Source organism: Gilliamella sp. Nev3-1 (assembly GCF_001690435.1).
GTDB classification, from domain to species: Bacteria; Pseudomonadota; Gammaproteobacteria; order Enterobacterales; family Orbaceae; genus Gilliamella; species Gilliamella apicola_C.
This window is the reverse complement of sequence record NZ_LZHN01000066.1, coordinates 77202-90726: the sequence shown is the minus strand read 5'-3', so window position 1 is coordinate 90726 and position 13525 is coordinate 77202. Positions and strand designations below refer to the sequence as shown.

The following is a 13525-nucleotide window of genomic DNA, read 5'->3' as shown; positions in this document are numbered from 1 at the left end:
GAGATTTTTTATTTAACAAAATCATTATAATAATCAGATTAAAAATAGCTGCATAATCCAAAGAAAGTGATCATTACCTCACACGCTAAAATACAAATAATAGCTAAGTTTATTAGCTAAAAAGTGCGCGTATCAGTCCGCCATGTATCAGCAGTCAACGCCTCACCAAAGTAGCTATTTATCAATTTTTGGGTAATATCACTTAATGGTGAAGCCAATACTTCAGCAGTATTGCCAGACTCAACAAGATCACCATTGTGCATAACTAAAATATCATCACTAATATGTTTCATCATACCAATATCTTGTGTTACATAAACATAAGAAATATTTTGTTGAGCTTGTAACGACAGCATTAAATTAACAATCTGCGAGCGCATAGAAATATCTAACGCGGCCAAAGCCTCATCAAGAATAATGACCTTGGGCTTTAAAATTAGAGCTCTTGCCAATGCGACACGTTGCTTTTGGCCTGCTGCCATCAAGGAAGGATAATAAGAGGCATGTTCGGGCAATAATCCAACTTGCTTTAATACACTACTAATTAGCTTTTCACGCTCATGAGCATCATAATTGGTATTATATTTAAGTGGAATTTCTAACAATTGTCCAATACACAGCCTTGGATCAAATGAACTTTCAACATGCTGAAAAATCATTCGAATCAGTTGACAACGATGACTATAATCGCCGTATTCAACTTTATTACCAGCAATCCAAATATCACCACTATCGGGTTTTATCATACCAACTAACATTTTAGCCAAGGTCGATTTTCCGGATCCATTCTGCCCAATAATTGCCAAAGTCTTACCTTCATTTAATGAAAATGATACTGGATTAACCGCATTAATTTGTAAGTGACCAAAAAGCCCTTTAGCTATTTTAAACTGCTTTGATAAGTTACGTACTTTTAATATTGGATTCATTTTTATTCCTATTGTTTATGGTAACTCATCAATATTTAACGGAAAATGGCAAGCAACAAAACGATCTTTTATCGGTAGTAATTCGGGTGCTTGAATACATTTTTTTTGTGCATAAGGACATCGTGGTCCTAATCGACAGCCTATGGGTAAATGCTCCAATGATGGAATCACACCGGGTAAGGTATTTAACGGACTTTTATGTGGCATTGCTTTACCAAAATCAGGGATTGCATAAATCAGCGCCTGAGTATAAGGATGATAAGGTGATTTAATTAAATCTTCACTATTAGCAACTTCAACGGTTTGTCCACAATACAGAACATTAATACGGTCAGTCCATCTGGTTACCATTTGCAGGTCATGATTAATAAGCAAGATAGTTGTGCCCAAATTCTGATTCATGCTAGCCAATAGCCTAAATATTTGCGCTTCGGTTGTTGCTTCCATTGCATTTGTTGGCTCATCGGCGATAAGCAGTTTTGGCTGATTAGCTAATGCGATAGCTATCATAACTTTCTGGCATTCACCTTCAGTCAATTCAAATGGATAAGATTTTAATATTTCCTGATGATTTTTAATTCCTACTCGATGTAATAGCTCAATAGCTCGATGTTTACGCCAAAATAACCTTTGCCACCAATGCCCCTTAAATGTTCTTCTCAGTATAGCGTCTATTAACTGTTGTCCTACTTTCATAGAAGGATCTAAACAAGATTGAGGCTCTTGAAATATCATGGATATATTCGCACTAATGACTTTTCGTCGCTGCCTAGGCGTTAGCTTAAGAAGATCAATATCATTAAAATAAAAGCGATCTGCTGAAATTTTCCAGTTATGATTAGTAACGCCTAAAATCGCTTTAGCAATAAGGCTTTTCCCTGAACCAGACTCTCCAACAAGGCCGCGAATCTCACCTTCAGATAATTTCAGATTAATCCGGTCAATTGCACGCAAAAGACCATCAGTGGTAATAAATTCAATGGTTAAATTTCGAATATCTAACAAAGCCATCGTTAATGTCCTGCTCGGCGACCATACAATCCAAAGTTGAATAAATAAACCAAAATAATTGTTGTTGAAACCGCAATACCTGGAGATAAAAAGGCCAAATAATTGGTTGCAATGATATCTTTCATTTGAAACATCATCATTCCCAAATCTGGACGGGAAACATCATTAGCAAAGCCTAAAAAAGTTATAGTGGTAATAGCTAAAAGAATTGAAGAAAATAGTGAAACAATTTCAGTAAAATAAACAGGTAAAATGTTAGGTATAATATAATGATTTAAGATTGAAAATGAAGATAATCCGTCAAGCCTGTAAGCCGTAATATACGTTTTATTCCACTCGTTGATAGCGCGTTGATGAATATTGTAAATAAAGCGAGGACTGTACGATAATCCAATCACTAATAACATATTAGTAATATCATCTTCTAATAATAAGCTAATTACAATCACACCAAGTAGTGGCGGTACGACCATACAAAATTTAAAAATAAATAATACGAAAGATCGTATAAATGATATAAAAAACATTAAGTAATTAATTAATCCACCAACAGCAACCACATAAAATACTACTTTCAATGTCATTGACATAGTCGAACGATAACCAATTAACAAATAATCAAAAATATCTTGCCCTTTAGCATTCGTGCCTAATATATGATTGATATCGCCATTGGGCCACCAAGCAGGCGGTAACCAAGAGGGATAGATAGGATTTAAATGGGCATGAAAAAACCATTTGGTAGATAATGCTATAAATGCGATCGCTAATATCCCGTAAAAACCAACAATTAAGTAAAGATTACTATGTAAGCGATTAAAGCTTAATTTTATATTTTTAAGTAATCTAGCTAGTCTAAACATAATGTTCCTTATGACGCAAAGGGTAAATAGCAACTGCCAAAATTTCACCTAATAACGTTAATAAACTAATGACAGAACCACAAGCTAGAATTGCAATAGATATAATAAAATAATTGTGATGACGATACGCGATCATCACCCATTGCCCTAATCCTATTCGATTAAACAAAATTTCAATTACCATAGTTGAAAATAACAGTGTAGTTGTATTATATGTCAACTGAGGAATGGTCGCCGGGATTGAATTAGGCAACAAGTGTCGACGCAAAACTTTAAATGGCGATCGCTCACGAATAATCGCCATTTTTATAAAATTCTGGCGCGATATACTTTTCACATTTTGACTGACTAATTGAATAGTCATAATGCACGGTTGAATGGCTAAAATAATGATAGGCAAAAACAAATAGTGCAGTTGCTCAAATAATACGTGCCATTTAAAAGTTTTTGATGCGCCAAAAATATCCAATAACGAAGTGCCAGCGACTACTGGTGACACATCAAAATTCATCGATACCGACCAAGTTGGTGATAACCAATACATGACGACAACAACCAACATAACGATAGGGCAAGAATACAATAATAAAGATCCCAAACGAATCATATTATTTAGCCAATTAATATGACTAAGACCAAGAAAGATCCCCAAAGGTAACCCAATAAATAAAGCCACGAATAAAGCGAGAATACAAAGTTCAAATGTAGCCAATAAGGTGTGAAAAAACGGCACAGTTTCACCCGTTAACAATCTAAATTGCCCTTGCAATAACTGTTTAAAAAAAGCGCAATAACTATCGGCAAAACTTAGATTGTTAAAATTAAACATTGAATGGGGGGCAAAATAAACTAAACAAAAACTAATCTGAGCCAATACGCAGATAATAAATAAACAGGTTACTATTTTTTTGAAAATATAGATAATCATTATTTATCTTTATTGCTATTTGAGTAAATAAAACACGGTGGCATAAAAATAGCTCACCGTGCTTTAATTTACTTATTGATTATCCGGTATCACCGGTTTACTTGCTGCAGCATAAGCATGATTTTGTGCGCTTAAACCACCAGCATGACCTTTACCCTCAAAATGATAATTTGATTCTTCACGCGATTTTATTTCAACATCGCAAGCCGCATATTGTGGCGCAGGTGCTCTAGTCATCGCTGAAGAAGAATAGCCTGTTGATGGTGAATCATTAATTACCAAATCATTATGATTACTATTTTTCTGACTATCTTTCAAATGCTCTTGAGTTTTTGCAAATAAAGAACTTTTTGGCTGCGCATCCATAATAACGCTATCAACATGATTTACTTCCTCTTCATTTTTTACAATAACAGGAAGTAAGAGCGAAGGGATAACAGGTACTACAATATTTTGCGCATCATTTGCTATTTGGCTGTAATCAACAGCCACTCGACCTAATGCTAATTCTAATGATGCTGCTGCAAATGGAAGCGGCATTGGTGACTGTTTTAGCTCTATATTACGAACTCGGCGCTTATTCCGTTGCCCATTCATGCGTAAATGCCGTGAAGTACGGCGCTGACGCTTCGGTTGAGATTCCGATGCAATATTATTGTATTGTGCTGATTCAGAAACAATAATTGGCAACAATAAAGAAGGAATAACGACTCTTTCTTGTTCAATTTGTCTGGCTATATCAACATTTTTTATACGAACACTTTTCGTTAATGCACGTTGCTGGCGCCTTGGTCTAACCTCACGCTGTTTTGGGGGTACCACCTCATCCGAGGTTTTATCAGCTTTAAAATGATTGGCTGAGTTTGAAAGGTTAGCATTTGCATTACTATTTTGTTTAGCTCTGCGATTATTATTTCTACTCGACGGTTTGCCATCTTCAGCAGAACTTGCTGCAACGGTATTCGTGTTACCAGCCAAGCTATTATTTCGGTTATTACGTTGACGTCGATTGTTTGAACGTTGATCTCGCTTTTTGGTCGCTTTCGGCTTAACCTCTGGCTGAATTTCCACTTTTTCTGTGACAAACAGTTTACGCAATTTACCAAATAACCCACTAAATAGGCTACCTGATTTTTTAGCTTTTGACTCAGTCTTTTCTTTTGGTGCGACACATGCCTCAACTTTGGGACCTGATAATACAGCTTGCTCAACAATAACTTCAACAGCTTGTTGCTCATCTTCCTCTTCTTCAAGCTCACGAATCAATTTTGGAAGATTATAGCTTAGCACATCAGTCTCTTCACCCACGCGTTTGCGAATCACTTTATAAAGAGGCGTTTCCATCTCTTCATCACCAGCAATCACAATTTTGACATCAGGGTGCATTCTTTCAATATTAGTAATAGCACGACGTTTTTCGTTGAGTAAATAACTGGCTATTGGTACTGGAACAATAACATCAATTTGTACAGTATTATCTTTCATCGCCTCTTCTTGAATTAACCGAAGGATAGATAAAGACAATGAGTTACTATCACGAACTGTGCCTGTTCCTTGACAACGTGGGCAAATATGATGAGTTGCTTCGCGTAATGAAGGACTTAATCGTTGACGAGACATTTCTAGCAAACCAAAGCGTGAAATGCGGGTTGTTTGGATACGAGCACGATCAGTCTTCATTGCTTCTTTCAGGCGATTTTCCACCTCACGCTGATTACGAACAGGTGTCATATCAATAAAGTCGATAACAATCAAACCACCTAAGTCACGTAAACGTAACTGACGAGCGATTTCTTCAGCCGCCTCAAGATTAGTATTAAATGCAGTTTCTTCAATATCACTACCACGGATTGATTTAGCTGAGTTAATATCGATAGCTGTAAGCGCTTCTGTCGCATCAATCACAATTGAACCACCAGAAGGCAAGCGAACTTCACGTTGGAATGCCGACTCAATCTGACCTTCAATTTGGAAATGATTAAATAGTGGCACATCTCCCTCATAAAGCTTTAAGCGGCTCACGTACTCAACTCGCCCTAAATCGACTAACCGTTTTTTAGCAATTTCAAGTACTTTAGGATTATCAATTAAAATATCGCCCACATCATCGCGTAAATAATCACGAAATGCTCGCGTGATAATATCGCTTTCTTTGTGAATTAAACTGGGTGCTTGATGCTTTTTAGCTTCATTCTGGATTGCCGTCCAATAGTTAACCAATGCATCTAAATCTTGTTGTAGCTCTTCTTGGCTTTTTCCAACACCCGCAGTTCGAGCTATTACCCCCATACCTCTAGGTTTTTCGATGGCATCAATAATACGTTTTAAATCAGCTCGTTCCTCACCCTCAATACGGCGCGACACACCACCAGCACGAGGATCATTAGGCATCAAGACTAAATAGCTACCTGCTAAGCTAATATAAGTTGTTAAAGCGGCGCCTTTTTTACCGCGAATCTCTTTTTCAATTTGGATAAGGACTTCTTGTCCTTCTTGCAGATGTTTTATACTACGACGACCTGAAATATTAGATGGGAAATAACTTTCAGCAATCTCTTTTAAAGGTAAAAACCCATCGCGCTCACCACCATAAGAAACGAACGCAGCTTCTAAACTTGGGTTAATTTTAGTGATTTTACCTTTATAAATATTCGCTTTTTTTTGTTCATGTCCAAGGCTTTCGATATCTAAATCATACAAGCGTTGGCCATCAACAAGCGCAACACGCAACTCTTCTTGCTGGGTTGCGTTGATTAGCATTCTTTTCATTATTCTACACTCTTCATTAATCTTAATTAACTGTAGGTAGAATCTTATTATTGATAAGTGATTATTTTAACAATGATGAATAATGGTACTTAACTAAATATTTGTATACGGCATTCATTATTTTATTTATGTTATTTTTGTTATTATTTTATGTGAACCCGATACCGCTTACACAGCATCAACATAGCGCACCAGACACAACGCTTTGTAAAATGCTAAGTATATAATTTATTGACGCTATCAATATGGTTAATTTGCAAACCTGAATATTTCACTGGTTTTAGCAAACAAACTTAATCTTTCTGCAATTGTTTAAAATAAACATATTATCTCATTATAATGATTCTACTTACGCTATTTTATTTTGACAAACTGTAATGTCTAACGCCATTGCTGCATTACAAGGATAAAACTACCCGCCACTATTATTAACGTTTCAGCCAAGGATAGCAAGAAAATTAAATTCGCTATTTTATAAACAGTTAAAGATTTATTTTTTGCTTATTTTTAACTATGTTACCTCATTATAAATAATTAATTTGATTTCCTTAACTTTTTATACTGAAACGTATTGTTCACCAAAACTTCTTTACACTTTTTTGTTTTATTAATTAATTAAACATTTAACAAAAAATAAAACATTGAAGCAATTATGCATAACAAAACTTAATTAGTATAATTAGATAATAATTTAAATACCAAATAGGGTTGTTTATGAACACCACCGATAAAATCGCCTTGCTTAATTTTACCGCTCGCTGGGTTAACCAATTCAGTTACGCACCGCAAAGTGAAGAACTGCATGCTATACCTTCGCCTTGTATTTTAAAAACTGAAAATCTCACCGTATTTTGGCAACCCTTTTTATTAAAGCCACCAAGAGATCTTGCTATTGCTGAGCAAATTGTTGGCATTACTTTACATCCTAACGCACATATATTCTATGGTACACAATATGCAGCCAATATGACGGCTAAATTGCATAACATCCACTTAACCTTAATCCAAGCATGGAATGATGATGATTTTTCCAATTTAGAGCAAAATTTAATAGCCCATTTATCCCAACAAAAAAAATTAAAACGAACACCAACTACTTTTATCGCATCAACAGATGAAAATACCGAAATTATTGCAATAAATAATTTAACTGGCGAAGTGGTAAAAGAAGATCTAATTACAGGTCAATTCACCATTCTAGCTCATGATTTAACCACTTTTTTAAGTAAACTAATTGTTACTTGTTAAGCTAATACCGCTCAACAATAGCGCAATATATGTCTATATCAATAGCAATCGTAAATGCTATCAAAATTGTATCTTATAAAATAATGTGTATATAATGCGTTAAATGTCATTAGATCAGATAGGTGAATTATGTTTGAATATTTAACAGCAGCGCCGGCAGATCCTATTTTAGGACTGGCCGATCTTTATAATAGAGATGAACGCACCAATAAAATTAATTTAAGTGTCGGTGTTTATAAAGACGAAACAACCCAAACACCTATTTTAGAAAGTGTAAAAAAAGCGGAACATTTTTTATTAAATGACGAAACCACCAAAAGCTACTCACCTATTGATGGTATTAAAGCATTCAATACTGTAACGCAAATTTTGCTTTTTGGATCTGAAAACGAACGAGCAAGAACAGCACAAGCACCGGGCGGTACTGGCGCTTTACGTATAATGGCAGATTTTTTAGCTCGCCGAACCAAAGTAAAACGTGTTTGGGTCAGCAATCCGACTTGGCCCAATCATCGTAGTGTATTTCAAACTGCTGGCCTTGAAGTGCGCGAATACCATTATTACAATGCACAAACACACACACTTGACTTTGATGCCCTGATAAATAGCTTAAACCAAGTTGCCGCTGGCGAAGCAGTATTATTCCACGGTTGCTGTCATAACCCAACAGGCATCGATCCAACACCAGAACAGTGGCAAGCCATCTCAGATTTAGCCATAAAAAATGGTTGGTTACCCCTATTTGACTTAGCTTATCAAGGCTTGGGGCAAGGTATAGAAGAAGACGTCTATGGACTACGATTATTTGCTAATCATCACCCTGAACTCCTTATTGCTAGCTCATATTCTAAAAATTTCGGCTTATATAACGAGCGCGTTGGAGCCTTCACGCTCATTGCCGCAAATACTGAAATTGCCGAGCGCGCCTTTAGCCAAGTCAAAACCATTATTCGAGCCAATTATTCTAACCCACCGGCACATGGCGCTAAAATTGTTTCTTATATTTTAAATAATGAGGAATTAAAAGAAGAATGGATTGACGAACTAACTAATATGCGTCAACGCATTCACCGCATGCGTCAATTATTTGTCAAAACACTGCAAGACAAAGGGGCAAATCAAGATTTTAGTTTTATTGCTAAACAAAATGGTATGTTCTCGTTCAGTGGTTTAAATGAAGAACAAGTACTTAAATTGCGTGACGATTATGGCATATACATTGTTAATTCAGGACGGATTAATGTAGCAGGGATGACATTAGATAACATGTCTAGGCTTTGTGAATCCATTGTAGAAGTGCTTTAATACCGCTAATAAGCAAATAGATTATTAACACGACTTTTTATACCATAACACTAGAAGCACTCCAATGGTGAGTGTTTCTATTTATTCGTTTAAATTCAACATCATCCTACCTTTAAAAATCATTCAGAAAACCCATTGATTTTATTGAAGTTTTTGATTGTTTTTATACGAAACATAGCTTAATAAACTAGCGTTATTTAGCGCAAAAAACCGCTTTCTTATAAACTATTTCATGCATTTATTCTATTTAGTTATATCTATATACAAACTGATTATTAGACGATAACTCAATAATTACTAATAATTGCTTAATAACGTAATAACAATGATTAAGGGTAATGTCGTGGCGTCACATGTTTTGGATTTTTTAATTTTGGGAAATAACTTCGGCACTAGTGAAATGCGTTCCATTTGGTCGGAAACAAATCGCTTGAAAAGGCAAGTGGATGTCGAAGTTGCTTTAGCCAAAGCTGAAGGCGAGCTAGGTGTTATTCCAATTGAAGCGGCCAACTCAATCATTGCTAATGCCGATGCTTCAAAACTATCAATTGATCAAATTGCTGAAGAAGCAGCAAAAGCGAAACACTCATTAATGTCGACAATTAATGCACTACAAAAACAAGTTGGCGAGGCAGGCCAATATATCCATTACGGTGCAACCACACAAGATATTGTCGACACAGCAACCGTTTTACAATTAAAACAGTCTTTTACTGTCATTGAGCGAGACACTAAACTGGTGGCACTTGAGCTAAAACGTTTAGCCAAACAATACCAATATTTACCTATGGTTGGGCGAACTCATGGCATGCAAGCACTACCTACAACTTTTGGATTTAAACTTGCGGTGTGGCTAGATGAATTTATTCGACACTTACAACGTTTAACCGAAATCAAACAACGGGTATTAGTCGGCAATATTAGTGGAGCAATTTGCACTTATGCATCAATAGGCAAATTAGGACCACAAGTTGAATCACGCGCTTTAACTTTACTCGGACTTAATACCCCTAACATTGGCTGGCAAGCGGCACGAGACCGTTTTTCTGAATACTCATCGGTAATAGCACTAATCAGTGGCACATTAGGAAAAATTGGAAATGAATTTTACAACTTAATGCGTACCGAAATTAACGAAATCGAAGAGCCTTTTTCTGAAGGAAAAATTGGATCAACAACCATGCCACATAAACGCAATCCAGCAGCATTAGAAGGATTAGCCAGCCTAACGGCGCCACTTTTAAAAAGTGTTGCGCTAATTCATGAATCAATGAAAGTTGAACATGAGCGTGATGCCATGAGCTGGCGAGCAGAGTGGATAGCACTACCTGAAATAAACCTTTATATTTCAGCCCAATTACAAATCGCATTAACTGTACTAAAAGGTCTAAAAGTTAACGCTGATCGCATGATAACTAATTTACAACTACAAAATGGCTTACTGCTGTCTGAAAAAGTCATGTTTGAAATAGGTAAACGATTAGGCAAACAGACTGCGCACCATTTAGTTTACCAAAGTGCAATGAAAGCATTTGAACAAAATCGACCATTTAAAGACATCCTATTAGAAGATCCAAACTTGAACAACGAGTTTACCGAATCTGAACTTGATGCTTGGCTTGATCCTATTAACTATCTCGGCTCTGCTCCTGAAAAAGTAGAACAAGTGATTAAATATGCTGAGCATTGTGGAGTGTTAGCATGAGTTTTCGCTTAATGACTCATAATGACATTCCAGCTTATCAAACACTATTACATCGTGCTTATCATGCCACGACTAAATTAGGCATTCATTTTGCAGCTGCAACCGCCAATCAATCACAAATTGCTGAGCATATTGAATCTAATGCGGTGTATCTATTTGAGAAAGAGGGACAGCTACTATCCACGTTAAGTATTCGCTTTCCATGGGGAAATAATCCTGGACCTTATGGGTTACCGCATTTAGGTTGGTTTGCAACCGATCCTCAATATAAAGGTAAAGGGTATGGAAATACATTATGGAACTTTGTTGAACAGCAAATCCTGATTAATCAACTCAAATTACCTGCGGTGACTTTAGGTACCGCAGCAAATCATCCATGGCTTGTACAAACTTATATAAATAAAGGTTATAAAAAAATAGGGCAAGCAGATTTAACGCCCGATCATACGACCTTCTATTTTGAAAAAATCTTAAACCATAAAAGCTATACCCAATGGAAACAAAGGAGTAATAAAGCATGAAAAAAATAAGTACGTTATTATCCGCTATTTTATTAACCAGTCTAGCCTTAATTGGTTGTGATAATAAATCCAACGACCAAGTAACAAAGCAAAATATCATTAAAGTTGGATCTACAGGACAAAGCTATCCAAATGGTTATAAACAAGATGACAAATTAGTGGGATTTGATGTTGAAGTAACTCAAGCCATTGCTCAAGAACTAGGTTATCAAGTCGAATGGGTGATTGCTGAATTTGGCGGTTTAATGGGGCAATTTGATTCAGGGCGCTTAGATACCGTTGCAAATGCGGTTGCCATAACACCAGCCCGTCAAGATAAATATGACTTTTCCAACACCTATAGCTTTTACGGTAGCCAGATTGTAACCCATAAAGATAACAAAGATATTAATAAGCTATCTGATTTTAAAAATAAAACTATTGCTGGTGTGCTAGGATCGAATCATATTAATAACCTAAAAAAAGCTTTCCCTAATAACAACGTAACTATCAAAACCTACGAAACCCGTGATGGCGCAATGTATGATACGGAATACCAACGGGTTGATGGTTATGTCAATTCTAAACCTATTTTACTTGCTGAAATTAAACGTAAAAATCTACCGTTCAAATTAGTTGGAGAGCCAATTACTATTGAGCAGGTTGCTTTCCCATTTAGTAAAGACGAAAAAGGTCAAGCGCTACGTGAAAAATTCAATCAAGCCATCGAAAAGCTACGTGCCAATGGTACATTGAAAAATCTTTCAATTAAATATTTTGGTGAAGATATTACATCATGAATTTTAATGTAAATTATTTCTTAAGTGTATTTCCGCAGATCTTACCTTATCTGCCCGTTACACTTTTTATTACCATTGTATCGATTACGATTGCCATTATATTAGGGCTAGCCATTGCGCTATTACGCAACAACAAAATAATCATTATCGATTCTATTTTTGCACTATTTATTTCACTGTTTCGTGGCATACCATCTGTTGTTTTACTCTTTATTATTTATTATGGTCTACCGCAAATTTTTCCTATTTTAAAACAAATGGGCGCAACTACCGCTGCAATTATCTGTTTCAGCTTAAAGTACTCATCCTATTTAGCCGAAATTTTTAGAGCAAGCTTAGAGTCAGTTGATCACGGGCAGAAAGAAGCGGGGCTAACGGTTGGGTTAAGTAAAATGCAAGTCTACAGAGGCATTATTCTTCCGCAAGCCATGATTAATGCCTTACCAAACACAGGAAACATGTTTATATCATTACTTAAAGATTCCTCTGTCGCCTTTTTTGTTGGCGTTCAAGAGCTATTAGCAGCAGGAAAAATGTTAACCGCTAATTCTTTTCTCTACTTTGAAACCTATTTAGCTGTTGGCATTATTTACTGGCTTACTGTTGTTATTTATTCATGGATACAAAAACAGTTAGAACAAAAACTTTCTGCGCCATATCATCGTTAAGGAGAATGTTATGATTACAGTATCGCATTTATCTAAACGTTTTGCTAATAATGAAGTTTTAAAAGAAATCAACTTAAATATCAAGCAAGGTGAAGTAGTTGCGATTATTGGTCCTTCAGGATCTGGCAAATCCACCTTATTACGTTGTTTAAATTTATTAGAAAAACCGAATAATGGCACAATTCAAATTGGCTCAGCAAGGCTTGATGCGAAACATTATAGTCATAAAGAAGAAGCCAATTTACGCAAACAATCAGCAATGGTCTTTCAACACTACAATTTATTTAAAAATAAAACAGCGTTAGAAAATATTACCTACCCGCTTATTGTTGGGCAAAAGATAGATAAAAAAGAAGTGGAAAAACTCGGCTTATCATTATTAAAGCGCGTTGGTATGTTACCTTATGCCAAACAATATCCCATTACCTTATCTGGTGGCCAGCAACAGCGCATCGCGATTGCAAGAGCACTGGCAGTCAAACCCAAAGTACTATTATTTGATGAGCCCACTTCTGCGCTCGATCCTGAACGAGTACACGAAGTTTTACAAGTCATGCTACAGCTGGCAAAAGAACGAACCTCTATGATTATCGTGACGCACGAAATGGAATTTGCCAAGTACGTTGCAGACCGCGTTATCTTTATGGCTGATGGCGTGATTGTGGAAGAAGGACCAGCAAAATCAGTCATAGACAACCCACAACATAAAATTACACAACGTTTTTTACGCCAGCTAACAGATGAAATTGACTTCGAAATTTGAACAATAGCCACAACGACTTTAACTCATTGTATTGAT

The 13525-nt window shown here is 36.1% G+C and carries 12 protein-coding genes; 7 read left to right on the top strand and 5 right to left on the bottom strand.

Features of this window, described 5'->3' with window-relative positions; all coding sequences use genetic code 11:
• Positions 1-116: 116 nt before the first annotated feature.
• The 5 genes from A9G40_RS10980 to rne all read right to left on the bottom strand — a co-directional run bounded on the left by A9G40_RS10980 (position 117) and on the right by rne (position 6500).
• A complete protein-coding gene (locus A9G40_RS10980) occupies positions 117-929 on the bottom strand; it encodes a peptide ABC transporter ATP-binding protein (protein ID WP_065583068.1) in 813 nt (270 codons plus the stop codon).
• Between the two features lie 15 nt (positions 930-944).
• Positions 945-1940: a peptide ABC transporter ATP-binding protein gene (locus tag A9G40_RS10975; RefSeq protein WP_065583067.1), complete on the bottom strand. Its 996-nt coding sequence runs from the start codon at positions 1938-1940 to the stop codon at positions 945-947.
• 2 nt (positions 1941-1942) lie between these two features.
• Positions 1943-2803 (bottom strand): ABC transporter permease subunit, encoded by an 861-nt coding sequence (locus tag A9G40_RS10970; protein ID WP_065583066.1) that lies wholly within the window; start codon positions 2801-2803, stop codon positions 1943-1945.
• Positions 2796-3632: an ABC transporter permease subunit gene (locus A9G40_RS10965; protein ID WP_176700488.1), complete on the bottom strand. Its 837-nt coding sequence runs from the start codon at positions 3630-3632 to the stop codon at positions 2796-2798. Before A9G40_RS10965 ends, A9G40_RS10970 begins: the two co-directional genes overlap by 8 nt.
• 171 nt (positions 3633-3803) lie before the next feature.
• Positions 3804-6500, bottom strand: coding sequence for a ribonuclease E (gene rne / locus A9G40_RS10960; RefSeq protein WP_065583064.1), 2697 nt, complete (start codon positions 6498-6500; stop codon positions 3804-3806).
• A 714-nt stretch (positions 6501-7214) separates the two neighbouring features.
• On the opposite strand from rne, the gene syd reads away from it, so the two are divergent.
• From syd to A9G40_RS10925, 7 genes are all read left to right on the top strand, one after another.
• The gene (syd, locus tag A9G40_RS10955) at positions 7215-7748 is read left to right on the top strand and encodes a SecY-interacting protein (protein ID WP_065583063.1); all 534 of its coding nucleotides are present in this window, start codon (positions 7215-7217) and stop codon (positions 7746-7748) included.
• A gap of 129 nt (positions 7749-7877) precedes the next feature.
• Complete coding sequence (locus A9G40_RS10950; protein WP_065583062.1) at positions 7878-9053, top strand: amino acid aminotransferase; 1176 nt, start codon at positions 7878-7880, stop codon at positions 9051-9053.
• A gap of 343 nt (positions 9054-9396) precedes the next feature.
• Positions 9397-10758: an adenylosuccinate lyase gene (purB, locus tag A9G40_RS10945; protein ID WP_065583100.1), complete on the top strand. Its 1362-nt coding sequence runs from the start codon at positions 9397-9399 to the stop codon at positions 10756-10758.
• Positions 10755-11279 (top strand): GNAT family N-acetyltransferase, encoded by a 525-nt coding sequence (locus tag A9G40_RS10940; RefSeq protein ID WP_065583061.1) that lies wholly within the window; start codon positions 10755-10757, stop codon positions 11277-11279. Before purB ends, A9G40_RS10940 begins: the two co-directional genes overlap by 4 nt.
• Entirely contained in the window at positions 11276-12058 is a 783-nt protein-coding gene (locus tag A9G40_RS10935; RefSeq protein WP_065583060.1) for an amino acid ABC transporter substrate-binding protein, read from the top strand. Before A9G40_RS10940 ends, A9G40_RS10935 begins: the two co-directional genes overlap by 4 nt.
• Positions 12055-12726 carry an amino acid ABC transporter permease gene (locus A9G40_RS10930; protein WP_065567406.1) on the top strand — a complete coding sequence of 224 codons (672 nt, stop codon included), beginning with the start codon at positions 12055-12057 and terminating at the stop codon, positions 12724-12726. The genes A9G40_RS10935 and A9G40_RS10930 overlap by 4 nt, the downstream gene beginning before the upstream one ends.
• A 10-nt stretch (positions 12727-12736) precedes the next feature.
• The gene (locus A9G40_RS10925; RefSeq protein ID WP_065583059.1) at positions 12737-13489 is read left to right on the top strand and encodes an amino acid ABC transporter ATP-binding protein; all 753 of its coding nucleotides are present in this window, start codon (positions 12737-12739) and stop codon (positions 13487-13489) included.
• The last annotated feature ends 36 nt before the right edge of the window (positions 13490-13525 follow it).